General features: G+C 66.5%; 28 protein-coding genes. 18 read left to right on the top strand and 10 right to left on the bottom strand.

What is annotated here, in order from left to right:
- The first annotated feature begins 154 nt into the window (after positions 1-154).
- Positions 155-1135 (top strand): MFS transporter, encoded by a 981-nt coding sequence (locus tag DEI98_RS04220; protein ID WP_220037058.1) that lies wholly within the window; start codon positions 155-157, stop codon positions 1133-1135.
- Positions 1136-2237: 1102 nt separating this feature from the next.
- Here DEI98_RS04220 and DEI98_RS18515 read toward each other — a convergent pair.
- Complete coding sequence (locus tag DEI98_RS18515; RefSeq protein ID WP_181437923.1) at positions 2238-2402, bottom strand: hypothetical protein; 165 nt, start codon at positions 2400-2402, stop codon at positions 2238-2240.
- A gap of 577 nt (positions 2403-2979) precedes the next feature.
- Here DEI98_RS18515 and DEI98_RS04210 point away from each other — a divergent pair.
- Complete coding sequence (locus tag DEI98_RS04210) at positions 2980-3909, top strand: hypothetical protein (protein WP_146243417.1); 930 nt, start codon at positions 2980-2982, stop codon at positions 3907-3909.
- Between the two features lie 16 nt (positions 3910-3925).
- Here DEI98_RS04210 and DEI98_RS04205 read toward each other — a convergent pair whose 3' ends face one another.
- Complete coding sequence (locus DEI98_RS04205; RefSeq protein ID WP_258370734.1) at positions 3926-4741, bottom strand: helix-turn-helix transcriptional regulator; 816 nt, start codon at positions 4739-4741, stop codon at positions 3926-3928.
- A gap of 154 nt (positions 4742-4895) precedes the next feature.
- On the opposite strand from DEI98_RS04205, the gene DEI98_RS04200 reads away from it, so the two are divergent.
- Genes DEI98_RS04200 through DEI98_RS04185 form a run of 4 tightly spaced genes read left to right on the top strand, consistent with a single transcriptional unit; the run spans position 4896 to position 7395 of the window.
- Positions 4896-5735, top strand: a complete 840-nt coding sequence (locus tag DEI98_RS04200) for an SDR family oxidoreductase (RefSeq protein WP_111100005.1) — start codon at positions 4896-4898, stop codon at positions 5733-5735.
- 2 nt (positions 5736-5737) lie between these two features.
- The gene (locus DEI98_RS04195; RefSeq protein ID WP_111100004.1) at positions 5738-6505 is read left to right on the top strand and encodes an SDR family NAD(P)-dependent oxidoreductase; all 768 of its coding nucleotides are present in this window, start codon (positions 5738-5740) and stop codon (positions 6503-6505) included.
- 55 nt (positions 6506-6560) lie between these two features.
- Positions 6561-6791 (top strand): hypothetical protein, encoded by a 231-nt coding sequence (locus DEI98_RS04190; protein WP_111100003.1) that lies wholly within the window; start codon positions 6561-6563, stop codon positions 6789-6791.
- On the top strand, positions 6775-7395 hold the full coding sequence (locus tag DEI98_RS04185) for a TetR/AcrR family transcriptional regulator (RefSeq protein ID WP_220037057.1): 621 nt from the start codon (positions 6775-6777) through the stop codon (positions 7393-7395). The genes DEI98_RS04190 and DEI98_RS04185 overlap by 17 nt, the downstream gene beginning before the upstream one ends.
- Positions 7396-7459: 64 nt before the next feature.
- Here DEI98_RS04185 and DEI98_RS04180 read toward each other — a convergent pair whose 3' ends face one another.
- Together DEI98_RS04180 and DEI98_RS18510 are read right to left on the bottom strand one after the other, a co-directional pair.
- Positions 7460-7969 carry an MBL fold metallo-hydrolase gene (locus DEI98_RS04180; RefSeq protein ID WP_111100001.1) on the bottom strand — a complete coding sequence of 170 codons (510 nt, stop codon included), beginning with the start codon at positions 7967-7969 and terminating at the stop codon, positions 7460-7462.
- Between the two features lie 466 nt (positions 7970-8435).
- Positions 8436-9155 carry a hypothetical protein gene (locus DEI98_RS18510; protein WP_181437922.1) on the bottom strand — a complete coding sequence of 240 codons (720 nt, stop codon included), beginning with the start codon at positions 9153-9155 and terminating at the stop codon, positions 8436-8438.
- A gap of 398 nt (positions 9156-9553) precedes the next feature.
- Between DEI98_RS18510 and DEI98_RS04170 the strand changes: the two genes are divergently transcribed.
- From DEI98_RS04170 to DEI98_RS04140, 7 genes are all read left to right on the top strand, one after another.
- Positions 9554-10189 carry a hypothetical protein gene (locus DEI98_RS04170; RefSeq protein WP_146243416.1) on the top strand — a complete coding sequence of 212 codons (636 nt, stop codon included), beginning with the start codon at positions 9554-9556 and terminating at the stop codon, positions 10187-10189.
- Positions 10140-11216 (top strand): hypothetical protein, encoded by a 1077-nt coding sequence (locus DEI98_RS04165; protein ID WP_181437921.1) that lies wholly within the window; start codon positions 10140-10142, stop codon positions 11214-11216. The genes DEI98_RS04170 and DEI98_RS04165 overlap by 50 nt, the downstream gene beginning before the upstream one ends.
- Positions 11216-11491, top strand: a complete 276-nt coding sequence (locus DEI98_RS04160; RefSeq protein WP_111099997.1) for a hypothetical protein — start codon at positions 11216-11218, stop codon at positions 11489-11491. The genes DEI98_RS04165 and DEI98_RS04160 overlap by 1 nt, the downstream gene beginning before the upstream one ends.
- Positions 11492-11543: 52 nt before the next feature.
- Positions 11544-12395, top strand: coding sequence for an antitoxin VbhA family protein (locus DEI98_RS04155; protein WP_146243415.1), 852 nt, complete (start codon positions 11544-11546; stop codon positions 12393-12395).
- The gene (locus tag DEI98_RS04150; protein ID WP_111099995.1) at positions 12383-12637 is read left to right on the top strand and encodes a hypothetical protein; all 255 of its coding nucleotides are present in this window, start codon (positions 12383-12385) and stop codon (positions 12635-12637) included. Before DEI98_RS04155 ends, DEI98_RS04150 begins: the two co-directional genes overlap by 13 nt.
- On the top strand, positions 12637-13665 hold the full coding sequence (locus DEI98_RS04145; RefSeq protein WP_146243414.1) for a hypothetical protein: 1029 nt from the start codon (positions 12637-12639) through the stop codon (positions 13663-13665). The genes DEI98_RS04150 and DEI98_RS04145 overlap by 1 nt, the downstream gene beginning before the upstream one ends.
- Before the next feature lie 344 nt (positions 13666-14009).
- Complete coding sequence (locus DEI98_RS04140) at positions 14010-14438, top strand: hypothetical protein (protein WP_146243413.1); 429 nt, start codon at positions 14010-14012, stop codon at positions 14436-14438.
- Between the two features lie 176 nt (positions 14439-14614).
- Here DEI98_RS04140 and DEI98_RS18230 read toward each other — a convergent pair whose 3' ends face one another.
- On the bottom strand, positions 14615-14770 hold the full coding sequence (locus DEI98_RS18230) for a hypothetical protein (RefSeq protein ID WP_181437920.1): 156 nt from the start codon (positions 14768-14770) through the stop codon (positions 14615-14617).
- A gap of 310 nt (positions 14771-15080) precedes the next feature.
- On the opposite strand from DEI98_RS18230, the gene DEI98_RS04130 reads away from it, so the two are divergent.
- Positions 15081-15302 carry a hypothetical protein gene (locus DEI98_RS04130; protein ID WP_111099991.1) on the top strand — a complete coding sequence of 74 codons (222 nt, stop codon included), beginning with the start codon at positions 15081-15083 and terminating at the stop codon, positions 15300-15302.
- Positions 15303-15460: 158 nt separating this feature from the next.
- Here DEI98_RS04130 and DEI98_RS18825 read toward each other — a convergent pair whose 3' ends face one another.
- Positions 15461-16033: a GntR family transcriptional regulator gene (locus DEI98_RS18825; RefSeq protein WP_220037056.1), complete on the bottom strand. Its 573-nt coding sequence runs from the start codon at positions 16031-16033 to the stop codon at positions 15461-15463.
- A gap of 456 nt (positions 16034-16489) precedes the next feature.
- Between DEI98_RS18825 and DEI98_RS04120 the strand changes: the two genes are divergently transcribed.
- From DEI98_RS04120 to DEI98_RS04110, 4 genes are all read left to right on the top strand, one after another.
- The gene (locus DEI98_RS04120; protein ID WP_181437919.1) at positions 16490-16699 is read left to right on the top strand and encodes a KTSC domain-containing protein; all 210 of its coding nucleotides are present in this window, start codon (positions 16490-16492) and stop codon (positions 16697-16699) included.
- Between the two features lie 493 nt (positions 16700-17192).
- A complete protein-coding gene (locus DEI98_RS04115; RefSeq protein WP_111099989.1) occupies positions 17193-20321 on the top strand; it encodes an RHS repeat domain-containing protein in 3129 nt (1042 codons plus the stop codon).
- Positions 20322-20328: 7 nt separating this feature from the next.
- Positions 20329-20589: a hypothetical protein gene (locus DEI98_RS18225; RefSeq protein ID WP_146243411.1), complete on the top strand. Its 261-nt coding sequence runs from the start codon at positions 20329-20331 to the stop codon at positions 20587-20589.
- 328 nt (positions 20590-20917) lie between these two features.
- On the top strand, positions 20918-22087 hold the full coding sequence (locus DEI98_RS04110; protein WP_111099988.1) for a hypothetical protein: 1170 nt from the start codon (positions 20918-20920) through the stop codon (positions 22085-22087).
- Positions 22088-22244: 157 nt separating this feature from the next.
- Here the strand turns inward: DEI98_RS04110 and DEI98_RS04105 are convergent, their stop codons facing one another.
- From DEI98_RS04105 to DEI98_RS04090, 4 genes are all read right to left on the bottom strand, one after another.
- Entirely contained in the window at positions 22245-23006 is a 762-nt protein-coding gene (locus tag DEI98_RS04105) for a DUF4238 domain-containing protein (RefSeq protein ID WP_111099987.1), read from the bottom strand.
- A gap of 162 nt (positions 23007-23168) precedes the next feature.
- Positions 23169-23876, bottom strand: a complete 708-nt coding sequence (locus DEI98_RS04100) for an alpha/beta fold hydrolase (RefSeq protein ID WP_258370739.1) — start codon at positions 23874-23876, stop codon at positions 23169-23171.
- A 254-nt stretch (positions 23877-24130) separates the two neighbouring features.
- Positions 24131-25006, bottom strand: a complete 876-nt coding sequence (locus tag DEI98_RS04095) for a hypothetical protein (RefSeq protein ID WP_111099985.1) — start codon at positions 25004-25006, stop codon at positions 24131-24133.
- Between the two features lie 39 nt (positions 25007-25045).
- Positions 25046-25252 (bottom strand): hypothetical protein, encoded by a 207-nt coding sequence (locus DEI98_RS04090; protein ID WP_111099984.1) that lies wholly within the window; start codon positions 25250-25252, stop codon positions 25046-25048.
- Positions 25253-25268: the final 16 nt, after the last annotated feature.

The raw sequence follows: 25268 nt of genomic DNA, 5'->3' as shown, positions 1-25268 counted from the left end.
ACAGTTAATGACTAGGAGGCCACGTCGTGGTGTGTTCGGGTCAGATCAGGATGAGTACGTCGGGCGACACTGGTCGGCTGGCTCGGGATGACCGCTCATGAGCGACGTTAGTCCGGGGGCACCGTCGGCCCGTCGCCGGACATTGCTCCTGCCCATGGTGGTCGGCTCGGTCCTGAATCCGATCAACACGTCGGTGATCGCTGTCGCACTCGTCCCCATCGGGGTCGCGTTCGGAGCGCCCGCCACTGAGACCGCTTGGCTGATCACCGCCCTCTTCTTGGCCACGACCGTTGGTCAGCCACTGGCAGGTCGACTGGTCGACACCTACGGCCCCCGTCGGCTGTTCCTGATCGGGGCTGGACTCACCGCGACGGCAGGCGTCGTCGGGATGACTGCACCGAACATCTGGGTTCTCGTATTCGCTCGCGTGATCCTCGGCCTCGGAACGAGCGCCGCCTATCCTGCGTCGATCGCGGTGCTCGCTGACGAAAGCCGTCGCACGGGCGTTCCGACCGCTGCTTCCGCGCTCACTGCCCTCGCTGTTGCAGGGCAGACTGTGGCGGTGATCGGGCCGACCTTCGGCGGCCTCCTCGTCGACCATGGTGGCTGGCAGGCAACTCTCGCTCTGAACGTTCCCCTCGGACTCGCGTGCCTGGTTCTGGGCTGGGTGTTCCTTCCGCGGGACACAGACTCTTCTGAGCGGCCGGGGCGCAGCCTTGACTTGACGGGCATCGCTCTCTTCGCCGTCACGATGGTCTCGCTGCTGCTGTTCGTGAACGCGATCGAAGCAAGCACGGTGTGGCTGTCGGTGCTCGCGATCGCTGCGGGAGTCGCGTTCGTCATCCGGGAACTCTGCGCCAAGGACGCCTTCATCGACCTGCGGGTGCTCTCGAGCAGCCGCCCGCTGGTACTCGTCTTCATTCGGGCGATCTTGGGCGCAACAGTCACGTACGGCTTCGTCTTCGGGTTTACGCAGTGGTTGGAAAGCGAGCGCGCTCTGAGCGCTTCCGTTGCCGGCCTGGTCCTGCTTCCGTCCTTCGCATCAGGTCTGGTCGCCTCGGTGATCACCGGACGGTCCCCGCAGTACGAGGCAAAGCTGCGAGTTGCGGGCGTGCTGCAGCTCTCGGGTGCGTGATGCTCATGTTCGTTGCTGCGGACACTCCCCTCTGGGTACTCATCGGGATCTCCGCATTCATGGGTGTCCCGCAGGGCCTGTCAAACCTCGGCTTGCAGAGTGCTCTGTACCTTCATGCTCCGCAAGCAGCCGTCGGGGCGTCTGCCGGTCTCCTTCGAGCCTTCTTGTACCTCGGAGCCATCGCGGCATCTACCGTCGGTGGCGCTGCGCTCGCGCCGAGCAACGGAGGCGCTGGTATCCGGATACTCGCGTCGGTGATGCTCGGCTCGGCGGTGCTCTTCGCAGCATCGCTGATGACCGAGCGCCGGTCAGGAGGACGCACCCCGTGAGAGTGAGGACGCAGGATGCTTGAGCAGCAGGGACTTCTCGGCGATCACCTCCGCGCGACTCGCAGGCTCGCTCGGCCGCCGCTCTCCGACGAGCGCGACGGCCGAAGGCTCGCGGGGCTTCGACGAGCCGAAGTTGCCCGTTCTCCCGGCACGACTGAGGCCTACTACGAACCATCTGAGCAAGGACGTGATCGTCATCCGTCCGAATCGGTGCTGCGAAATCTGGCAAACGCGCCACACCTCGATGGATTCGCACTGCAACACATGCGGCGGTTGGTGGGACTCGATGAATCTGTCTCGCCGACGCGATCGAACGTCCGCGAACGAGGTCGGTGGGGCAGCGCAAACAGGATCGGTGAGCGGCGAGGGAAGCTACGGTCGAAGCGAGGGTTGCGTTGATGCTCATGCGTTCCGCCCGGAAGTGACCGTGACGAGGCCACGCGTCGCAGTTTGCTGCGTTCTTGTGCTCTGCACAGGATCAACATCCGACGCAGATCACCCGGCCCGAACCAGCTGCTGAGAACCCGTCTGGCCTCGATCCCGCTCGTGTGGATCCTTGCCGATCCGGTCGCCGCAAGCGTCGAATCGAGCGTGGACGTGCGAGCAGATGACCTTCCCCGACCACATGGAACCTTCGACGGGTATCACAAACCTCCTAGAAGCTCAGGGACCGCAGCACCGGGCGTGATTGGCAGCTCCGCAGTCGTCGCCCGATGACCGCGGAACATCCCGGCCCACCAGCGAGGGAGACCAGCGTTCAGTCGGACAGGGCGTCAGCGAGCCGCCGGAGTGATCTCCTCGTATTCGACCACGCGTGAGGCGGCACCGGGGTCGCCATCTTCTGCGCCTTCGAGCTCCTGCAGCACCGCGCGGAATGGATTGCGTCGTCGTGCCTTCTGAGCAGATGAAGCGCTGCGCTCGCCGTCGATCAACATCACTGAGACGTGTCGCTTGGGTGCCGGGAAGCGCGATCTGCTCAGCCCCGCTATGTGCTGCGCCGCCGTGGGCGGCTCACCGCTGAAGATGTTCCCCCCGGGGACATGTGCCGAGCCGCCTTCTTTCGTAGGTTCGACAACAGCGCGTGGCGGCAGACGTCACTGCTCCTCAGGGAGGAGCAAGCGTCCGCGTCGACGCGTCCTGGTCGTGATCGATCCACGGCCTCAGTACCCGCAATCGTCGGAGACACTCATGCACGCTCTTCCACGTCCGCTCGGAGCTATCGAGCGGATGTACCACCGATTCTCCGAACTGCACCCGATGCAGTTCGTCGTCGCAGCTCACTTCAAGGGTGCTGTCGAATCCCCAACGCTGCGACACGCTCTCAGCGCCCTGCAGTCACATCATCCGGCCTTCGGAGCGCGAGTCGTCGAGACCGAAGCTGGACCTGAGATGCGGTCATCCGAAGACCCCATCCCGTTACGGAGCGCAGCAGCCGGCACTGCGTGGGAAGAAGAGGCAGCGAAGGAACTAGCGGACGCCTTCACGCTCGAACCCGACGACCCAACCGTACGAGCCGTGTTCATCGACGACGGCGTCGATGGTGAGCGAGGAGCCACGGTGTTGCTCACGATGGTGCACTCGCTTGCAGACGGCTTTTCAGGGGCATCACTCTTGATCGACTTGTCGCGCGCCCTTAACGGCGAAGACCTCGGACCCGAAACACCGTCTGAGTCCCGCGAACAGGCGCTCGCGCGAGTCCCCGAACTCGACGAGGTAGTACAGCTCGGCCCGCCTGCGGGTCCCCCGCCGCTCGCCCACGACGAGTTGCGCGCGCTGCCCACGTTCCGTCCGTTCGACGGCGCTGAGGCGAAGGTCTTCGCGCACACCCTCGATCAGGTCTTCACCACCGAGCTGCTGACGGCGGCGCGCAACGAGGGCACCACACTCCATGGCGCGCTGATCGCGGCGGCCGCGCGGGCATCGAAGGCAGCTCGGGGCACTGACTTCGTGCGGACGATGAGCCCGATCAGCCTGCTCCCGTTCATCGGCCCGAAGGATGGGCCCGGCGTGTTCATCGCCGTTGCCCGGACAGGCGGCCGCCCGAATGGGCGGGACACGTTCTGGGAAGAAGCTCGCGAGAGCATCACCGCCCTGGCCCCCGCTCGAAGCACGGTCGGCATCGGTCGCTCTGTAGCCGCCATCGGCGCCGCAATGGACCCGCACGTGACGGCGGAGCGTGCTGAGGCGTTCATGGCGCGCGGAGCACTCGGCCTGGACGTCGTTGTGAGCAACCTCGGCACCACCCGGTTCCCCGCCGGCGGTGCCGTGACGGTTGACGCTTTCTGGGGGCCCCTCGTCCTGACACAGGTTGACGGTGAGCAGATGCTCGGTGCAGCTACCACGAACGGCCGCCTCGCCCTCGTCGGAGTCGGTTACGGCATGACGGAGGAGTTCCTGGCCACCGTGATCGCTTCGCTCCGGGACGCAGTCATCGACGCACAGTGAGGCCTGGAAGGGTTGTTCAAGCCAGTGAGGCGAGCAGCCCGAGTTTCTCCGAGTCGGCGGTGCCGGGCTCCGCGTGGTACATCACCACAACGAGCCCGGGGCTGCCGATCACTGCGAACTTCTCACGACGCAAGAGCAGATCGCCGACCTGACGATTGTGTATGACACCCGTCGGTGATCCCACCAGGCTGACATCGTGTCGCGCCCACAGCTGACGGAATCGCTCGCTCTTCATGGATAGTTCCCCGATGAGCGCTTGGAACTGCGGGTCGTCCTCCTCAGCGCCGGTGTCGGCGCGGAGTTGCGCCACCACGCTCGCAGTGTTCTGATTCCAATCAGGATGCGACGCGCGCGTCTCTTCGTTGGTGAAGAGAGAGATCAGCCGGTTGGCCCCGACGATGAGTGCCGGCTCGAGCAGCGTCGCGAGGCGATTCACCACCAAGACGTCCCGGTACTGGTTCATGACGAATGCTGGCACGTTGACCGTGTCGATCAGCATTCGGACCCCATCAGGAACGCGTTGCGGCCGGCGGCGCTTCGCCGGTCCGCGGCCCGGCCGCGCTCGCGCCAACTCCGTCACGTGCGCACGGCTTTGTTCATCGAGCTGGAGTGCAGATGCGATTGCCTCGATGACCTGGTCCGATGGGTGCTGATCACGACCCTGCTCGAGCCGAAGGTAGTACTCACTGCTGATGCCCGCCAGCAGCGCCACCTCTTCACGGCGAAGGCCAGGCACACGGCGGCGCTCACCTCGTGCCAAACCGACGTCCTCGGGGCGCAGCAGCTCGCGACGGGCACGCAAGAAGTCTGCAAGGGGCTTATGGGTGTCCACGCCCCGAGCGTACGGAGCATCCGAGCGCACTGGGCCACTCAACCTGTCCCTCCGACTACTGGTATGCGCAAGGACTTCCCGCGGTATCGGCACCGACCGACGATGGTCTCCACGCCGGCCGGATCGGTCGGCGACATCCCGAAAGGAAAAAGCCATGCCTCAGCGCACCTGGTTCATCACCGGCTCGAACAGCGGTTTCGGACGGCTCATGACCGAGCAGCTCCTCGAGCGCGGCGACCGCGTTGCCGCTACCGCCCGCAACACCGAGTCACTCGACGACTTGGTTGAGCAGTACGGCGACCGCATCTGGGTCGCGCAGCTCGACGTCACGAACACCCCGCAGATCCGCGACGTCGTGGAGCGGGCCTTCAAAGACCTCGGCACCATCGACGTCATCGTCAACAACGCCGGGTACGGCCTGTTCGGGGCGGCCGAGGAACTCACCGACGAGCTCATCGAGCACCAGCTCGGCACCAACCTCGTCGGCCCGATCCAGATCCTCCGCGCCGCGGTGCCGCACCTGCGCGCGCAGGGCGGCGGCCGCATCATCCAGGTGTCCACCTACGGCGGCCAGGCCACGAACCCGGGCGCCTCGCTCTACCACGCCAGCAAGTGGGGCGTCGAGGGCTTCATGGAGGCCAACGCGAAGGACCTCGCACCGTTCGGCATCGGCGTCACGATCGTCGAGCCGGGCAGTGCCGCGACCGGCTTCCGGGTCGGCAGCTCGCGTCTCCCCGAGCCGATGTCGGCATACGACGGCACGCCCGCGGCGATGACCCGCGGCATCCAGAACCCCGCGCTGCCCTCGGTCAGCGACCCGGTGAAGGTCGCCGCGGCGATCATCGGCACCGTCGACCAGAACCCGGCGCCGCTGCGCCTGGTCACCGGGAGCGACTCCCAGAAGTACATCGCAGACGCGCTCCGCGATCGGCTCGCCGACATCGAGTCGCAGCACGACAGCGCCGCGCGGACCGACCTGCCGAAGGAAGCGTGAGCATGAGCGACGCGACCACCCGCGGCACTGCCGTCGTCACCGGCGGCACGCAGGGCATCGGCTTCGCCATCGCGCAGACCCTCGCCGACCAGGGGTGGCGCGTCGCGATCCTCGGACGGACCGACTCGACGGGCCGGGCTGCCGCCGCGCAGCTCGGCCCGGACCACCGGTTCGTCCGGTGCGACGTCGCCGACGAGGCGCGCATCCCCGAGGCGTTCGCTGAGGTCGAGCGTGAGCTGGGCCCCGTCGAGGTCCTCGTGAACAATGCCGGCGTCGGCCGCGCAGCCGGCCTGGACGACCTGGAGAGCGCCGAATGGGACGCGCTGATGGCCGTCGACCTCAAGGCAGCCTGGCTCTGCACGAAGGCCGCACTGCCCGGGATGCGCGCGAACGGTGGCGGGGCCGTGGTGAACATCGCCTCGATCCACGCGCACCTCACTCGCCGAGGACTCTTCCCGTACGCCGCCGCGAAGTCCGGCGTGCTCGGACTCACCCGCTCCATGGCGCTCGAGCTCGCCGACGACGCGATCCGAGTGAACGCCGTGTGCCCGGGCTACGTCGAGACCCCGCCGATGGTCGCGCAGTACCGCGCCATGGACGACCCGGACGCGGCCTGGGACCACCTGCAGCGCATCCACCCACTGGGCCGGATCGGCACGCCGCAGGAGATCGCGTCCGTCGTCGCATTCCTGGCATCCCCCGCCGCGTCCTACGTCACCGGAGCGTCGTGGGACGTCGACGGAGGTCTCGGTGCTCGGTTCGCCTCCTGAACGCAGGTCCTACCACGTCGTTCGGTACCGGTGGCCTGTCGGGCACGACGCGGCGGTGCGGAGCGCCTACGCGGAGCACCGCGCGGACCTCGACGGTCTCGGCGCCGACGGCGGTCTGTGGTTGATCGGGACCCTGCCGGAGGCTGACGGATTCGTGGACGCCATCGCCGTCTTCCGGTCCGAGCGGGCCGCGAGGGCGTTCAGCGACCGCGACCCCCTGTTCGTGCGAGGCATCGCCGAGGCTGGCCCCGTCGAGGGGTGGGATCCGCTTGCCTACGCCGGGTGAGCCCACCCCTCCTCCGCTGCGGGCTGATGCCGCGCTGAACCGGAGGCGGATCCTGACGGCCGCCCGCCAACAGTTCACCGAGCACGGTGCGGCGATGTCGCTCGACGGGGTCGCACGGGCGGCCGGCGTCGGCGTCGGCACGCTCTACCGACGCTTCGGTGGGCGGGACGCCCTCGTGAGCGCGCTCCGCGACGAGGCACTCGACGGTGTGTGCGCGGTCGCGGACCGGGCGGCGCGGGTCGACGATCCGCGCGACGCGCTCCGAACACTCCTCGTCGGGCTGTTCGAACTGCGGTCGACCGACCGGGCGGTCGACGACGTCCTCGCCGAGGCGGAGCGACCGGTTCGCGACCGACACGCCGCGCACCCGGACCGCAGGACGGACGTCCTGCGGGACACCATCGCCGGTCTGCTCGCGAGCGCTACCGTGTCAGGTGCCGCACGTCCCGGGTTCGTCGCGCGCGACGTCTCGTTGCTCGTCCGGATGGCCGGGGCCGTCGTGGACGTCCCGAGTGCACGGTCCCCGGAGCCGGGAGCTCGTCTGCGAGCGACCGGGTTCCTGCTCGACGGCGCGCTCCGGTGCAGACGATCGGCGGGTCCCTGAGGTCGCCGGACCGCGTGCCAACGCGGCCGGGACGCGGGCGACCTCAGCGCGCCGCGGCGTCCGCTCAACGGTCGTCGTCGGAGATGGTGCCGAACGTCGGATCGGTGAGGTGCGCCGGCGCGAAGACGATCCCCTCCGCCTTCGCCCTCGAGAAAAGGGCGGTACGCGCGCCTGCCGCCTGGTGCCGATGGTGGTCCGTCATGAAGTGCACGGTGCCGTCGCGGAGTTGCGCGGGGAGCTCGACGAGGTCGCCGACGAAGACGATCCGCTGCCCCCGGGACCGGAGCTCGACGGTCCGGTGGCCGGGAGTGTCGACGGGAGTGTGACCGGGCACGTGGGTCGTGGTGACGCCGGGGAGGACTTCCTCGCTGCCCGGCGCGGCCGGTCGAAGGATCCCGGCCGCGGCGGCGGACTTCATGAGCGGCCGCCGGGTCTCCTTCCGGCGCACGGTCGACCAGCGGCGCCCAGTCCTCGCCTCCGTACCGGACCCCGCGCTCGAGAAGAAGGGCGTGCCTTCGTGCATGATCCAGCTGACGTGGTCGAGGTGGAGGTGCGTCAGGAGGACCGTGCTCACGTCCTAGGGAGTGACGCCGGCGGCCGCCATCGCTGCGGGCAGCGCCCCGGACTCGGCCACGTGGCTCGGGGGGGGGCGTCAGTCCGTTGTCGCGCGCCAGTTCCGCCGGGAAGGGCATGGACAAGCGCCCGGCCTCCGCGTCGATGAGGAACGTGTCTGCCAGGCCCCGCACCAGGTGGGCGCCGATCCGGATGGCGTGGGTCCCCAACCGCACTACGAGCGCTCATCTTGCCGTCTCAGCTGGGGTAGCCCCAAACGACCAGGGCCGCCCGTGCCCGTGACGCGTCGCCGGTGTGACGAAGCGCCGCCCACCATTGGTGGGCGGCGCTTTGATGGCCCCGACGCGGCTGTCCGCAAGCGGCCACACGGCCACCGCAAGGGGACGTCGCTGTCGACGAGGTTCAGCCGAGGAGGTCTGGGTGGAGAAGGCTCGGCGCAGGCTCCGAGGCGTTGCGGTCCATGACGGTCAGCTCGATCCCCAGGGCGCGTGTCGGAACGCCGTCGACGGCTGCTTGTCGTACCAGCCGGGCTCGTAGTTCGACTCGCTCGAGTCGGTCGGGATGTCCGCGGCGTGCAGCAGGGTCGCGTCGAGCGCGACCCGCTGGCCGACACCCGGCAGGTACTCCCGCAGGCTCAACGTGGACGCGCCCGTGGCGCACGTGTCGACGTTCCGCTGCTCGGCGAGGCTCCGGTTGGAGTCCGGCTGGTCACCCTCGATGTGGTTGGACTTGCGGCGGGGCGGGAGCGTCGCGGCGGGGATACGGTGTGCGTACCCGAAGCAGTTCGGGTCGCTGGGTGCGGGCGTCGGGGCCGGCTGGTGTGCACGGCCGTTGAGGTCGGTTTCCCCCTCGGTGCGGGGCGTGGCGACGGGCCAGCCGTCGCAGTGCCAGCGGAGCAGGATGTTGCTGACCTGGATGTCGGCCTCCCGCACGCGGCTGCCGTGCGTCTTCGTCTCGTCCGTCTGCGACCCATCGGTCGGGGTGACCGTGGCGTCCACGCCGTAGGTGTCGTCGAACTGGCGGCGCCAGGCACGGATCATCGGGCAGGTGAAGTCCTGGCGACCTGGGATGCCATCCCGCAGGAGGGCGATGCGCAGCTGCTGCAGCTCCTCGATGCCGTGGGTGTGGGGCGCAGTCTGCGTGCAGCTCGCGATCGGGGCGGTGCTGAAGTTCGTGTTGCGGTCCATGATGCTGTCCTTCAAGTCGGTGGCGAGGCTGTTGCTTGCCGATGCCGTGACTATGCGGACCCGTGATGACGAGCTGTGCGGACACACTGCTCACGGACTCGCGTGAGGCCCGTTCGAGCTGATTTGTCCCTCATTCGTGGGTCGGTAGTGCGCCGTTTGAGTCACTTCTGGCCCCCGAAGTGGGGAGCTTCGGCCGAGTGCCCGCAATTGCCGAAGTGCATGGCGGCGGAGTCAGCTTTCCTGTTCGTGGACCCGGCCCCGCCAGATCGGCCCCGCCAGCGGAGCGGGCCTCGTAGCGTGCGCATCATGCACCGCTCCACGAGTTGCACTCCGTGTGCCGCCACCACTTCGATCGGACCTTCCGAGACGGCTGCAGCGGCCAGAATTGGGTCCGGTTCGTGAGTGGCGACCCCGACGAGACGGAGCTGACCGCGAAGCAGCGTCAGCAGCTCGCCGCGATTCGCGGCATGGCGCGCATCCCGTTATCGGACTTGCGCGACCAGAGTCCCCCGAACCTTCAGGCCCTCTACGCCGACGTTCGCGACAACGAGGCCCTCATCCCTGGCCTGAAGATGGGCCTCGGCGCCCTCACCGTGCAGCGGTGGGACCCGACCTACGCTGCCGCCGGCTGGAGGCTCGACGGCGCAGATCTGACTCTCGACATGGGTCACCCCTTCGGGTCGATGTTCTACCGCAACGATGCCGATGGCCGGGTGCTGCGGATCGGGGTGAAGTGGCATCCGCCGGTGCAGCGGCTCGAGTTCCCGGCCCTGCATCCGTCGAAGCCGGAGCTCACTTCCGATTGCACTGCTGAGGAGGTTGATGTGGTGGTGTTGGATGCGCGAAGTCGGATTGGGACTCTTGTCGCGGTGAACGCGCAAATCGGGTCGTTCGTCGCCACCGAGGAGTCCGAGAACGCGATCCTCGACGCGTCCGGCCTCGGGCTCGAGCGGCTCTCCGAACACGACCCGCGGCTGGCTGGCCGTGATGCGGCCCGGCCGTCAAAGCCAGCCGGAAGCGGCGCTGATGAGTGACCGGCAGTGGGTGCAGGACATACGGGACCAGCAGACAATTCTGTCGTTGCCGTTCGGGCTCGGGTGGACGATCGACATCACGCAGACGCTGGTGGCATTGGCGGCGGCGGGGATGCCCGCTCGTGTGGAGGCGTTCGATCGGCTCCGGTTCGAGGACGGCCGGTCCGGGTTTCTGTCCACCCCGAACCCGACCGCGACGATCAACGACGACGGCACACCAGCTGAACGGACCGAGGACCTCATCGTCATCCCCGGCGGGTCGGAAGGCGGCGTGCTCTCGCTCGCCCGCCGCTACCCGGACTTGGTGTTCGTGAACGGGAAACGGCAACGCGTCTGGGCGAACGGTCGGCAGGTGTACGGGTCGTCGATGGAGCGGGACGCGACACCGGGGTGGCGGACCGTGTTCGCGATCGCCCGCACCATCGCCCTGCACGGCGGCGGCACACGCGCTATCGCGGACCGAATCGGCATCCCCTTCGACGATGTCCGCGCAGTCATGCCGGCGCTCGGAACGAACGTCTTCCACACGCCGATCGGGTGGGAGGCAGCCGACCGGCCCACCTTCTGCGATTGGGCGTTGGCGGCGTATCCGGGTTACGGCGGGGTCCGGACCTGTTGGCGCCGTGACACCACCATCGACGAGCAAGCCGATCAGCTCATCAGTCTCGGTGGGGTGATGTCGGATCGGTGGGCGGCGCAGCAGGCCGGCGTCTTCGTCCAGCCGGACCGGCTGACGGCGTTCTTCGCCCAGCACCCTGACATGGCCGCGCTCGGCTACCAGCCCGCCACCGTGAACGAGGCGACGGTGAAGGTGGTCATCCCGCAGGACACCACGATCCTCAGCAGCGCTGAGGGGTGCTGCACGGACGACTTCATCACTGCGCACGTCCTCTATGAAGACAGCTGGGTGACCGCGAACACGGACGCCCTGAATGGGTTGCGGCAGCTGCTGCACTTCCAATCAAACCTCGCCCACGATCTCCGCTGGCACCCCAACAACGGCAGCGGTGAGGGCGGAGTGGGCTGATGCTGCAGCTGCTGTCACTGACGTTGGCGTACGACGACACCCGCTTCTTCGGCTCCGTCATGTTCACCGACCCCGACCAGCCGGACGACAAGCCGGCCACGGTCCTCATCGACCACGCCGACGAACCGCCCTGGTTCCGCCTCACCAACGTCGACCCGACTGCGCAGGACCCGACGGTGCCGGCGATGGTCGAAACGGACCGAATCATGCGGTTCCTCCTCCGCTACACACCCGACCGCATCGGCCGCACCACCGCCGACTTCCCGCAGTCCTGACCCGCCATGCTCACGCCCAACCCCTTGGAGGTAGTTGCAGATGATGCGTCTGGTGTCCATGCACCTGTCGAGCGACCGGATTCTCTGGGGGCATGTGCTCCTCGAGGACACGGAGAACCCGGACGCGCACCTGGCGCAGATCCTCGTCCGCCCCATCGATGTCGAGCCGGGCTACGAGCTCTACGACAGGACCAACACGGTCCTGTCGGACCTTTCGGTGCCGGCGGTGTGGGAGGCGAACCGCATCGTGCAGACCGTCCTCATCCCGGCCTCGGAGATCGCGAAGCGGGAGAAGGCCGTCCGGGCGGTGATCCACTCCGGTTACTTGGAAGGGTTCCCGGACGACATGCCGTGGCAGTCGCAGCTGTGGATGTACGCCCGCGGGGAAGTCACCCGCGAGCAGCTGTCCGCGTACGCCGACGAAGGACGACAGATCCCCCGCGCTCCCGGACACTCCGCCGTCGGCCCGGCGGACGTTCCCGAGGACTGGTGGCAGACCGCCCAAGCCCGCATTCGCCGGAACCTCCTTAACACCACCCTCACTGAGCCGGAAGTCGCCGCCGCGTTGCAGGTCAGCATCGACGAGGTCGGTGAGCTGTTCGAGTCGTGCCGGCTGCTCAGCTTCGACCTCGAGGGTGAGGAACGTATCCCCGACTGGCAGATCCTCCGACCTGCCCTGCCTGAGACCGGCGACCCGTCGTCTCTGCTGCCAGGCCTGGACGTCCTCTACGCGGCGGCACCACGCCCGCTCCTCGACGCAGCAGCGATGACCGAGTTCATGACCACACCCCGCGCCTTCCTCACCGTCGACGACGTGCCGCTGACACCGTTGACCTGGCTCCAGCAGGGCCGGCCGCTTGCGACGATCATCGCCCTTTTCCGCGGACGACGGTGGCGGCCATGACCTGCCGGCCGGACCCGTTCCTCCTCAACGTCGCCTTCGATACCGACGGTGTCCACGGGCACGTGTTCTTCCGCGATCCACCCAGCAGCGAGCTGCGGCAGGTCATCATCCGCAGCACCGACACTAGCAACATCTGCGAACCAGCCCACGGCGACGCCCGCGACGGGTGGGAACCGTTCCTCGAAGAGACCCGCTGGCTGATCGCCATCACCCGGCCCGACACTGCGGAGGAGCGCAGCTGATGGGGCCCGGGCTTGAATGGGTTGCTGCCGCGTACTCCGGCAGGCCGCAGATCACGATGCCGTACGGGCTCGGAGACACCACCGACCTCACCGACACCCTGTCTGTCCTGAAACTCGCCGGGCTTCGTGCGGTCGTGGAGGCGCACGACACGATCCGCCTCGCCGACGGCCGCCGCGCACGCTTCCCGACACTCACCCAACGCCCCGGCGACGACGACACGAACGACGCGGAACTGCTGCTCCTTGCGCCGAAGACCGTCACTGCCACGCAGATCGCGCTCGCGGAACAGACCGCGACAGTGCTGCTGGTCGACGTCGACCGACGCCGCGTCTGGATCGACGGCAGACAAGCCCTCGGAACGAAGGAGCGGTGGAAAGACGCCGCACCGATCTACGTCGCCTTCGCCGTCGCACGCATGCTCGCCGTCAACGGCGCCACCTTCGACGGACTGGTCCAGGCCGGACTGACTGCCGGACAGGTCGATGACGCGCTCGCTCGCCTTGGGAAACGCGTGCACCGCACTGACATCGGGTGGGAGTCACGGCAAGTCGGAGGGCTCGTGGACTTCGCCATCGCCTGCTACCCCGGACCAGGCGGCGTCAGGACCCGGTGGACGTCCGACCTGCCGCTGGTCGAGCAAGCGGAACGGCTCATCAGCGCCGGCTGCCGCATCTCCGGTCGTGCCATCTCCGACCGGCCCGGCTACCCGGCGATCAGCAAGCGCGAGATGCCGTACCGGCTGGTCGCGTTCACCGAGCAGGAGGTCAACATGGCCGCGCTTGGCTTTGAACCCGATACCGTCGGCTTTTCCGGCACCGAACTCATCCGCCCGGCGGACCCCACGATCTTCCTCACCGCAGCCGCCGCCAGCTACACGGACCGCACCGACGACATCATCACCGCGAACACGCTCCTCCGCGCCGACATACGCAAGGACGAGGACGCAGCGTCACTGCAAGAAGTCCGGAACCGGCTGCAGTTCCTCGCCGACACAGGCTACGACCTACGGCACAACTTGCCGAGCTGACGTTCTCAGCCTGAGGACTCGTCGGCGTCCGTTTGGGGCAGCACGGTGAGAATCAAATCGGACGGGGTATCTGCGACGCTACGATCCGCGAGCGACTGACAACGCGCCCGTTGGCCGATCAACGACCGGCTATCGCGACGGCCGGTGAAGTCGGAGTCGCGGCAGTAGGCTGCGCCAGCACTTGGCGGCGCTGAGATGCGTACATTCAGTCGTGGCTCAGCTACTGCGACGCGTGATGGGATGGCGGAGTGGATTGGATATCGAACGGCATCGCGTTTTTAGCGCTGGCCGTGGCAGCGAGCAGTGCCCTCTACACGTGGCGTGAGTCTCGCAGGCAGCGGAGAATGCGAGTCGAAGAGCAAGTGCGCGACATCGCGTTCGCAGCGCTTCGGCCTCTGGAGTATGCCGAGAGCTCGGCGCAGTTGGCGTATGAGTTCGAGAAGCCTCCGTCGATTTTCACGGAGTTCGAGACGAACGGACTGCATGCCCTGGCCCCGCGTCTTCGAGCGGCCGAAGATCGCAAGGCGGTCGGTGAACTAGCCACGTCGATCGACACCGTGGGCGCTCATTGGGTCGACACAATCAACGCATGGGAGTGGTGGGACGAGGCTCGACAAGATCCCGAGAACGAGGGCCTCTGGCGGAGCGGCGAAGACGTCGATGCAGCGTTTGCGCTCTTCGACGAACGTCGAGGAGGCTTGATCACCAGATCGCTGCAGCTCCGTAGGGAGCTGCAGGTGATCATTGACCGGATTGACGCACGCCACCGCTGACGGCGGCGCTTCGCTGGCCCTCAGTTCGTCAGCGGAGCAAGTAGGGCTGAGCGACGAGCCGCGGAGCGTCCGTTGAGCGACCGTCTACCCGAACACCCAAGACAGCGCTAGGCCGACGTACGCAGCCGCACGTGCTCTTTGGAAGCAGCGGCGTGCCGGCGTGTCCGGACAGCAGGTCAGTCGTCGTTTGGCAGATACCAGCCGTGCTCGCGATGCCGTGTCGCAGGTGGGTTCAGGTGCTCGCGGTCATAAGCCTCGTTCCAACGACGGGTCATCTCCGCGTCATAACGACGCAGGTCGTCGTACCGGTCGTTCCCGGCGATGTGGCGCACCCGTAACGCCTCTCGCCGAACCCTCTGACGCTGTCGATCCTCGGTCTGCAACGCGCGATCTGGGCCCACGGCGGCCCCACAGAACCCGCGTGGCCTGCGGAACACCTCGTCAGGCTCGGTATCGCGTTCCTGATCGGATGCGTGCTCCTTATCGCGGCGCAGCGAGTGTTCTCGCGACTGCAGGGCAACTTCGCACAAGAGCTCTGAAGCAGCGTTTGAGGGCTCGAACGTGCCTACGGCGTCCGGATGACCATCCTCTGCCGAAACGCCGAGCGCTCATCTCGGCCAGTTATCCGGTACCGTCCGGGACGTGGGTGTCCTCTTCCTTGCGGTCGGAGCGGTGATCAGTATCGCTTGGGGCTGTGCCCTCGTGCTTTTCCCGAACCCAATCGCCCGCTTTGCGAGGAAGGTCGAAGGCGAGTTTTGGGGACGCCAGATCACTCCGGAGCTGACGCGGTTCATCGGATTCGGATTCTTCCTCGGAGGCCTCGTTGCAGCAGTAACGCGGGTCATCGGACTCATCAGGTGCTGACGAGTCAGGTGCCCGCTCGAGGATCCCCGACCGTGCGCTCCACACGGGCCCGCTGCACCGTGAGAACGGACCGGAGGAGCATGCACTCAACTCCGGCCCGCACGGGAGCTGGTGAAACCCCCTGGCGCCGACGGTACCCCTGCGCTGGTCGGCGCCGGTCAGACCTTCGTGAGCTCGGCGGCCGTGGCGGATGCTGCGGCCCAGTCGATGTTCGCGTCCGGGGCAGCGGCGTGGAACTTCACCCGACCCCGTACCGCTGCTTCCGTCGCGGTGAACAAGGGACTGTTGAACCCGCCGATCAGCGCCGCGACGGCGTCCTGCAATCCGCGGTACGCCTCAACCTCGTGCACGTCGACCCCGGCAACGACCTTGCTTGCCGCGGAAGCCGCGGTCTTCCGCGCGTCGGCACTCGACTCGCCGGCGTGGCCGATCGCCCACGTCTGGAGCGCAGCGAGGAGCATCGCCGCTTCGTCGTGCGCAGGCCCGGAGAGGCTGGACACACGTGTGTACCGGTTCGCGGCCATCTCCACGAGCCCTTCGGACTCGAGGCGGGCGATTGCCTCCCGCACCGGGGTGCGCGAGACACCGAGCCAGCTCGTGAGCTCGTCATCGTTGAGACGCTCTCCCGCCTCGAGCGTGCCGTTCTCGATCGCTTCGAGCATCTGCTCGTAGACAACGTCACGGAGGAGACGGCGGGGACCCTGGCTGGTCGGAGACTTCGGTACAGGCATGCCAGCACTGTATCCCGCATATCAGTCCTTTGTTCGGTTGCCACTCCGCGTCGCGTTCAGACGCTCGAGCGGTCGGCGGCAGAGCGCGAGCCTCTGCAAACTCGAGCAATCACGCTCCGGCCCGAGCGCTAGGAGTTGAGCAGCCCGCTTAGTTTCGTCGTTTTAGCGCGCTCAGCTCGTGCTGTGGCCGGGTGGGGGGGTAGTCGATGGGGCACCGCCGGGGTGCAGAACAACGACCTGAGCGACGTACTCCACGGGTCTCTGCGTTCTAAACGTGACGCCACAGCTTTCAAGAGCTGGTCCGCGCTCAGGCTCAACACCAGGCTTCGACCCCTGTTGAGGAGTCACAGATCGCTAGGCTCGCGATGTGATGGTCGATGAGGTCTCTGTGAGGCAAACGGTCGTTGGTTGCGGCTGTGTCGCGAGCGCGATGGCGGAGCAATGAGGCGTGTACCAGTGCAGAGCGGCGAGCTTGTCTCGGTGGGCTATGACGAGACGGAGAGCGCGCTCGAGGTAGAGCTCATTGGCGGTACCGTGCGCCTCTACTTCGACGTGCCACAATCCGTGTTTGAAGGTCTCATCGTGACGCAGCAGGCTGGAGGGAACGTCGGCATGTACTTCGACGTGCGTGTCAATCAGGGCGGCTTCCGCTACCTCGAGATTTAGGACTGTCACTGCTCTTCACTGGGTTGCCGGTGGAACGACAAGGCAGGCAGTGAGGCCCCTGGGCGGGTCGGGATCGGGGTGGCGTGCTGGAACGTATGCGGTTTGCCGTATCTCCCCGTCTGGGGGGTGCGGTGAGGGTTTGAATGCCGCTAAGTTTCGAACAACCCTCATCTGAGCTGACATCGCTGTCGACGGGTGGTGCGGGCGTTTCACGCCGATCGAGTGGCCTTGGGGTGTCTGGGCCACGTTTCATCACCCGCGTCATCGTGCTCTTCCGCTAGGGGAACCCGTGCTTCCTGCTCCGCGCCGCAAGGCTGTCCATTCATCGTTCGGTTGGAAGATCGCGCTCGTCGGCGCGGTTAGCGTCGCCCTCGTGGGCGGTGTCACCCAAGTCGCCCATGCGGCGATCCCGACGGGTCCGACTACAACCGGATTGACTGGCGCGCGACCGTCGGCGACGACGCTGCCGTTCAGGGTTTCGGACCAGGTCGGGTTGAGCGTCGACGTCGCCACGGGCAACCTCGAGGTCACGACCGCCGGACTGTCGCTCCCGGGTGCGAGCGGGACGAACGCAATCACCCAGACGTATAACTCCCTGGGCTGGCAGGCCGCGAACGCAAACACGCACCAGGCGGTCCGCTGGACGACCGGGATCGCCGGCGCCGGTTCGTTCTCTGCCGGCGCGTCCGGAGCGGTCGTATACACGGCGCCCGACGGTGCGACGTGGAACTTCCCATCCGTGACGTCCACGACGTTCACCGCTCCGGCCGGGTTCCTCCGCAAGCTTGTCGCCTCTGGGACGACGAACCCGACCTACACCATGACGGACCCCGCGACGGGGCAGGTCATCACCTCGAACGTCAACGGGTTCCCGGTGTCGGTTGCTGACCGCAACGGCAACACGACGATGGAGACGAACACGGCGAGCGTGCCGGTGAAGATCATCAGCACCGCAGGCACCGACGCAGCAAAGACCGCGATCGGTGCCTACGACGCGACCACGCGCGCGTACACGGTGACGCAGGGATCCGGGTCTGCTGCACGGTCGGTGAAGTGGGTGAAGGACACCAACGGCAACCTCACCTCCTACGTCGACGGTGCCGGGAAGACGACGACGTTCGCCTACTCCGGCAACGACCTCACCAACATCACGGGCCCGACGGGCGCGACGACGACGATCAGCTACTCCGGGACCACCCACAAGGTGTCCCAGGTCGTGCAGTCCAACAGCACCGCCGGCGCAGCGGGCGCGTCGACCACTCGGCTCAACTACGCGTCGGCGACGTCGACGCTGGTCGCGAGCCCGAACACGGACACCGCGACCGCGGTGGCATCGGTGCCACACACCACGTACGCAATCAACTCGTCGCAGAAGCTCGTGAACCGGGCCACGGATGCAGCCGGACGCGTCCGCTCGACGACATACAACGCGAACGGGGCGCCGACCACGGCCACGGTCGGCGCAGGCACGACGCCCACGAGCACGTCAACGTATGGGGCGAACAGTGGACAGTCGCTGACCAAGGTTGCGTCGGTCGGTGGTGCGTCGCAGTCGATCGGCTACAACGCATCCCCCGCGGCAACGGCGTACTCGGCGGCATCGACCACCGACGACGCCGGTAACATGACGAATCTCACCTACGACGGTGTCGGCAACCAGCTGACCAGCAGCACCGGATCCGGTACCTCCGCCGTGACGGCGACGCTGACGTACACGGCTGGTCAGGTTGCAACGGCAACGGCGCCGGGCAACGGCACGAACAAGACCAACTACACGTACGAGAACAAGCAGCTCAAGACCGTCACGCCCGTCACCGGCACCAGCCTCGCCCCTCGCACGTACACGTACGACGCCCTCGGCCGGATCGCGTCGGCGTCGGATGGCGCTGGTCGGACGACGAACTACACCTATGACGGCGATGACCGGGTGCTCACGACGAGCTTCTCGGACGGCACCCCGACCGTGACGAACACGTACGACAGCGCCGGGCACCTGCTCACCCAGACCTCCGCCGGCGGGACGATCACGAACACGTACGACCAGCTCGGACACCTGCTCTCGACCGGCAACACCGCGACCGGCTCTGTCAGCTACACGTACGACAAGGTCGGCAACCAAACCTCCTACACCGACGCCGACGGCACCGTCACCTCCGCGTATGACAACTCGGGCGTGCTGACCACGACGACGACCCCGTCGACTTCAAGCAGCGGCACGGAAGACATCCACTTCATCACCGACGACAACGGCCGCCGGACCGACACCTACCTCGACGCCAACAGCGACAACAGCGACAACAGCACGTTCGCCAGCCACACTCACACCGACTACGACACCAACGGCCGGGTCCAGGAGACACAGGGCTGGGTTGGCCCGTCCTCGAGCGACAACCAACGCATCTACGACCTGTACTACTGCTACAACGCCAGCAGCACCGCACCCACCTGCGCCACGACTGCCGCGAACGACCGGTCCAAGGTGCAGTGGGTGATCGACAACGTCACCGGGCAGAGCACCGCGTACACGTACGACAGCCGCGGCCGTGTCACGAAGACCGTCACCACCGGCAGCGGCTCCGCAACAGCCGGGACGTGGGAGTTCGGCTACGACGTGCGCGGAAACCGGACCAGTGCGAAGTTCACCACCGCCGGCGGCACCGTCACCACCAACCAAGCCCTGACCTACAACGCGGCGAACCAGATCACTACCACCGGGTACACGTACGACGGCGCCGGGAACCTCACCGCAGCCCCCGAGTACACGTTCACCTACAACGCCGCCGAGCAGATGACGTCCGCGGTGCACAACGGGTCCCAGACCACGACGTACACGTACGCCGGCGCCGACCAGAAGTCGCTGCTCTCCCTCTCCACCACCAGCGGGGACACACGGACGTACACGTACGGGCGTGCGGACCAGACGGGTAACCCGACCCTGGTCACTTCCACCCGCAACGGCAATCGGGCAAACATCGTCAACGACGCCAAGACCGGGCAGCCCATCGCCCTGGCGACACCGTCCTCCGCGCTCGGTCTGTACGCCTACGACGGCATCGGGAACCCCTTCGCCCTCCTGGTCAACGACCCCGCCGCCTTCGTGCGCACCTATGACCCGTACGGCACCGAAACTGTCAGCTACGACGGCGGCGGTGATGGCCTCCCGTCCAACCCGTTCACGTTCAAGGCCGGCATCGACGACACCGCCACCGGGCTCGTGAAGTTCGGGCAGCGCTGGTACAACCCGCACACCGGAGCTTGGACACAGCAAGACACCCTCGATTTGCCGCTGAGCGCGGCCGACGCAAACCGATATGCGTTCGCCGGTGGTGATCCGATCAACAACGCTGATCCGCTCGGACGAAGTGTCTTCTCCGTCATCTCCGAGATCTTGGACGCTGTTGGGGATGGGCAGTCGATTGGTCAAGTAATCAATGGGATGACAAGTGCGGAACGGCTTTCCTTCCTTGCCGGTGGCGTATTCGAAGGGGGTTGCATTGCTGCAGCGATCTTAGCGGGCATTCTCACTGCCGAGGCGGGGGCCGCGGCAGGCATTGCTGTCGGACTCTTCTGCACATTAGTTGGCCAGACAGCTTCGGCGGCGTATGATCGAATTTATGGGTAATCGCATAGTGAGTGTCCTCATCCGTTTCATTGTGCCTCTTTTATTATTAACGATGTCCGTGTATTTCCTCGTTTCCGCCGTCATCAAGCTCCAATCCAATAATCCGGGATCTGGTGTCGATCAAGGGCTGGAAGTGCAGATTGTCGTGTATGCAATTGTCGGCATTTTGCTAGCCCTGGTGATTTTCATCGTGGCAGCAGTGAAGCATCGTCAACATCGGGGAGCTCGCGCTCCCGGATCTGCGAGCGGAGGCCAGGCATCAGGATGACATCGTCGGCGGAGGGCCTGTGGTTCGGTTCGGACCTACAAAGGCTTGTCACCGAACCAGTCCCGATTCACGTCGCGCGTTGGTTTCTCGGTGGAGCACCCCAGGACATGGGTGCGTTCGTCGGCTGGGACCTCGTTCCAACGGGCGAGAGCTTCGTCGGCCGCAACCTGGAGAGCGTCGCTGGCGCTAAGCCAACCTCGTTCGGTGGTCGCGTCTTGGGCTCGACACAGACCCATCCGATGAGCGTGGCTACCAGCGGGTTGTAGATCGGCTTTCGATGTACGACCCCATCGGACCAGCCCCAGGCTCCTGGGAGCGCGCTGTCCGTATGCAGCAGACGCTGCTGCAGGAGCATCCGACGGAACTGGTGCAGGCCCTCGCGGGGTTCCGCGCGCTCGTCGTCGGGACGGAGGCAGCGAAGGACCTCCCCGCCGTGCTCGCCGGTGCAACAGCGGGTCTCCGCGAGAGCGTCTTTCCTGACGCGGCGATGTATCTCGTCGAGTCCACCGAGCGTCTCGGCCGTCGCTACGGCGTTGCCCGAGCGATGCTCCACGTCGGTGAACGGCCACCGGAGCCGACTGCCGAAGGAGACACGTTCTCGTCCTCCCTCAAGCTGATGGAGGACATCAACGTCGGGCTCGGCGCTTACCTCGAGCCACTCGTGACCAGCCTCAGCCCGCACGTTTGGGCCGCTACCGCACCGAGGCTCGGCGGTGTGCTTGTCTTCACCTTCGGCAAGGCGGTCGAACCGCGCCCACTACTCGACCTCGACCCCCTCGCCCTCTCGGAACGGTCCGCACAAGTCGAGCCACTCACGGAAGCGTGGGACATCCGCGCGCCCGCGTTCCGAGCAGCGCTTCGTTGGTGGGTGGAGCGGTTGGACTTGGTCTTCTCTCACCTGACCCAGCCCGCGAACTACGTCGTCGACGGGCAGTACCACCCGCCCTCCGCCGTCGAGCGACTACTCACCTTCGAACAACTCTGCCGCTCCGTCCAAGTGATCGGCTCTTCCCGAGACGGCCACGCCCGCAGGCTCGCGCTGTTCCACGCTCTCGACTCACTCGCTGGCCTCAACCGGAAGCTCACGCGGGAACGAGCCACGACGCTCTCTGCGATGGAAGACGTCGTCACAGATCTCGAGGAGCACATCCCCGAGGAAGCGCAGCCCGTGCTCCTGCCGCGGGCAAGGGCGGCTGTCAGCGCCCTCCTCGGCGTCCAGGATGGCTTCTTCATCCCGTCACGCCTCCGCGACGGCGAGATCCTCTTGCCGGACAAGAACGGCATCGACGTCGCCGTACCACTCGCGACCGCAGCCCGCGAGTGGCTGACCGCCCTGCGCAACAGCCAACACGGCATGGACAAGACGCCAACTCCGCGCACGAGGGCGCTACTCGCCGCCCACACTGGCGCACTCGACCCACGGATCACCGACCTCGCATGGCTGGCGCTCCTCGAAGTGCTGGCCCACCCCGAACTTCTCGTCAGGCGTGCCCGGTGAACAGACAGTAGGAAAGCGCCATCTTCCTCGAACAGCCCGCAGCGCAAATAGTGGCAAAGCGCACGGCACACCTTGCAACAGCGACAACAAGCATGATCGCCGGCCACGGATCCCGTCGAGAAGTTTCCGCTGAGGCTCCCGGTGAGCATGCGCTTGCTCAGTCCCCTGAGGCAGTTTCGGGCGTATCCGTCAGCACGGACTCGAGGTCGTCAACGGGCACGAGGACACCCTTCCGCAGCGACCCCGGGTGACCAACAAGCCATCGTCGACTCTTGCTCGCAATAAGTGGGTTGAGGGCCACAGGTCGTTCGAACGGCTTTCCGATGAGGAGGAGCTGTGTCGGTGACAACGGGAACGCAACCGTGCACACGTCGGCACCTTCTGCTTCGCGAAAGAGCAGCACCGCACCGTCACCGGTCACGAACTCACCAGGGAGGATCTGCCAGTCCCACGATTCGAGGCCGAGTGCCTTCAAACGGACAACGTCTTTCATCGACTGAGAGAGCAGGAGGCGGTCAGCAACGTTGAACTCAACATCCTGGATCGTCCCATCCGTCTTCAACACGACGGCCGGCGTCCGCACTTCCGTCTGGTCGGCGTAGCGACCACGGTCGAGGTGCATGTCGAGAAACGAGATCAAGGCAGCCATGGCGTCATCGTCCAACGTCGGGTCTTCGCCCCGGAGCTTGGCGATGGCCTGCAAGCCTTGGCTCTCGACTACGGAGTAGTCCTGCTCGAGGTTATGGGAGAGCACGTTCGGCTCGTACGCATAGCTACGCACAGTCGCGTTGTTAACCGATGACGGATACCCGCGGTTGCGGCCGATGTCGATGACGTCCACCCGATTGCGCTCATCCGCCCACGCGAGAATGTAGGCCTTGGTCAACATGTGCGCGCGGCGAACAGGTTCTCGAGTCATGCTCGCACCCTATGGTGCCCAGCTGTTCATGGCTACGGGTTGAGAGGCCCCGATCCTGCCCGCCACCCGAGGACCAGGCCCCTTTTGGAGACCTGACCATCGGCGCCGTTAGGGATCAAGCGACCTCTGACGCCGTCCCGCACCGTCTCGATAGCCGATCGGCTACCGGTCGATCCGCGCGAGCCAGTCGCGGACCAGGGCGGCGGTGATCCCGGGCCGCTCGAGGTACACGTTGTGTCCAGCACCGTCGAGGACGACGAGGCTCCCTCGCGGGTAGTGGTCCCGGAGTGCGAGCCCGTCCTCGTACCCGACGACGTCGTCCTGCCGACCGAACAGGTGCAGGGCCGGAGCGGTGAACGGTTCCGGGTGGCGCTCCTCCGGCACGGCGTCCAATGCGTGGTCGGCGGCGATGCGGTCCATCACCGCAGGGTCGGCGCGACGGAGACCGGGCAACACGTACCGCTCGAACGCTGTGAACGCGGCGCCGTCCTGGATGACGCTGACCTCCTCGAACGCTTCTCGCGCGTCGCCGGCGGCTTCGAGGACGGACGGTTCGGTGTGCAGCACGGTGCGCTCGGGGACGACGCGGTCTGCGTGTGCCGGATGCACGACACCCGCCAGGGTCGCCACGCCGAGGACGTGGTCTCGCCGTTCGTGGGCGACATGTCGGGCGATCATGCCGCCGAAGGATTTCCCAATGACGGCGAAAGGCTCGTCGCCGAGGTGGTCGTCGATCTCGGCGAGTACCTCGTCGGCCACGTCAACCGCGCTCTTCGCGGTTGCGGTCACCGCGGCGGCTTCAGCCCACGGCAGGTCAAGGAACACCGTCCGCCAAGGCAGATCCTGCACCGCGTCCGCCAGTGGCAGCATGATGCGGTGGTCCACCCCGAAACCGTGGAGGGCGACAAGCGGACGACCAGAACCAACAACTCGCGCGATCACCCAGCAAGCCTATGAGCAGCCCGTACCGATAGCCGATCGGCTACAGGTACGGTACTTCGACGAACAGACTTTCCGCGGCGACGCAGTCCCATCATGAGGAAGGGACCCACCGGCATGCGCTGGCGGGCCCCTTCCTCATGATGTCGATCTGGCCGCGGAACTTGTCGCTGCTCGCGGGGATCTCAACCAGCAGCGTAGAGCTGAACGGTCAGGCCGTTACGGGCAGCTCCGGCGGCTGCGCTCGCCCGCGCCTTGGAGGGTGCGGTGCCCACAGCAATGGTCTCCGCCTGCTTTGTGGTGCCTACGAAGAACGAGTCGCTTACCTGTTGCAGGCCGGCGTTTCGGAATGCGTCGGTGGCCGTGCCGTCAGGCAGCAGCACTCCTTGAGCGGAGTGATCGGTGTCGTCTAGACGAAGCGTGAGGCCTGCCTGGTTGAAGTCGCTGGCGGTACGGACCGAAATGGTTACGTACTCACCGTCGACGGCGACAAGTGCCACTCCCCCGGTCGTAGTTGCAGCTCGCCAGAACTGTACTGATCCGTCGTCGCCGACATGCTGCAAGGTTGCCGGGTCGATGCCGGCGTCGACCAGCGACTCCTCGTGAATAGCCGTAGGCACCGCATCGGGTGCAACCAAGGCGTTACTTGGCGCGGTCGATGGTGCCGCGACTCGCATGCCCGTTGTCAGTCCGGTGACGGTGACACGCATCCGCAGCGTTCCAGGATCGTGTCCGTCCGCGATCGACAGCGCCCAACTCGCGTGCGTCTGCCGGTTATCCCGAGGGCCGGACAGGCTCCGGAGCGTGTCGCTGCCCTGCGTCACGTGCGTGCCCCACTGCAACCGCGCACTCATCAGCGCGCTCGAGTCCGCATAAACCTGCTGCGTCACGCCCGTGCGCGACAATGCTTGCGAGGTGGCTGGCTCACCGTAGCCCGTGTGCCCGCGCGTCTGCTTGTCCAGCCAGGTGTTCGACGCGGCTTGCGCAGCCCCACCAGTTCCCAGCGTGATGAGCAACGCGCCCGCAGTCACAAGGCCAAGCCCCCAGTACGTACGCTTCATGACATCCCCACTCCCGTCGACGCCTCCGCGCAGACGAACTCAGCGTCCCCAGACGAAGAACGCGATGACCCCGCCGACGACGATCCCGCCGATGGGCACCAGATAAATCCAGTCGTTCCGGATCGGACCCTTACCGGGCTCGTAGTCGCGTTGGAACGGCGCGACAGGATTACCGCTGACGCCCGGCAGGTAATCCACCGAATGCTGCCGGACCGGCTCCGGCCGATCTTGCTTGTCGTACGCCATGCTCAACGCTCCTCCG

This window comes from Curtobacterium sp. MCLR17_034 (genome assembly GCF_003234485.1).
Classification (GTDB): Bacteria; Actinomycetota; Actinomycetes; order Actinomycetales; family Microbacteriaceae; genus Curtobacterium; species Curtobacterium flaccumfaciens.
This window is presented reverse-complemented; position numbering and strand designations above follow the sequence as displayed.

What these genes read in the sequence shown, in the direction of transcription:
- DEI98_RS04140 (WP_146243413.1), top strand. Translation starts at nt 14,010, where the DNA reads ATGCGAGTCGAAGAGCAAGTGCGCGACATCGCGTTCGCAGCGCTTCGG.
- DEI98_RS04090 (WP_111099984.1), bottom strand. Translation starts at nt 25,252, where the DNA reads ATGGCGTACGACAAGCAAGATCGGCCGGAGCCGGTCCGGCAGCATTCG.
- DEI98_RS04195 (WP_111100004.1), top strand. Translation starts at nt 5,738, where the DNA reads ATGAGCGACGCGACCACCCGCGGCACTGCCGTCGTCACCGGCGGCACG.
- DEI98_RS18825 (WP_220037056.1), bottom strand. Translation starts at nt 16,033, where the DNA reads ATGCCTGTACCGAAGTCTCCGACCAGCCAGGGTCCCCGCCGTCTCCTC.
- DEI98_RS04200 (WP_111100005.1), top strand. Translation starts at nt 4,896, where the DNA reads ATGCCTCAGCGCACCTGGTTCATCACCGGCTCGAACAGCGGTTTCGGA.
- DEI98_RS04145 (WP_146243414.1), top strand. Translation starts at nt 12,637, where the DNA reads ATGGGGCCCGGGCTTGAATGGGTTGCTGCCGCGTACTCCGGCAGGCCG.
- DEI98_RS18510 (WP_181437922.1), bottom strand. Translation starts at nt 9,155, where the DNA reads ATGGACCGCAACACGAACTTCAGCACCGCCCCGATCGCGAGCTGCACG.
- DEI98_RS04100 (WP_258370739.1), bottom strand. Translation starts at nt 23,876, where the DNA reads ATGCTGCCACTGGCGGACGCGGTGCAGGATCTGCCTTGGCGGACGGTG.
- DEI98_RS04160 (WP_111099997.1), top strand. Translation starts at nt 11,216, where the DNA reads ATGCTGCAGCTGCTGTCACTGACGTTGGCGTACGACGACACCCGCTTC.
- DEI98_RS04095 (WP_111099985.1), bottom strand. Translation starts at nt 25,006, where the DNA reads ATGAAGCGTACGTACTGGGGGCTTGGCCTTGTGACTGCGGGCGCGTTG.
- DEI98_RS04220 (WP_220037058.1), top strand. Translation starts at nt 155, where the DNA reads ATGGTGGTCGGCTCGGTCCTGAATCCGATCAACACGTCGGTGATCGCT.
- DEI98_RS04105 (WP_111099987.1), bottom strand. Translation starts at nt 23,006, where the DNA reads ATGACTCGAGAACCTGTTCGCCGCGCGCACATGTTGACCAAGGCCTAC.
- DEI98_RS04110 (WP_111099988.1), top strand. Translation starts at nt 20,918, where the DNA reads ATGCAGCAGACGCTGCTGCAGGAGCATCCGACGGAACTGGTGCAGGCC.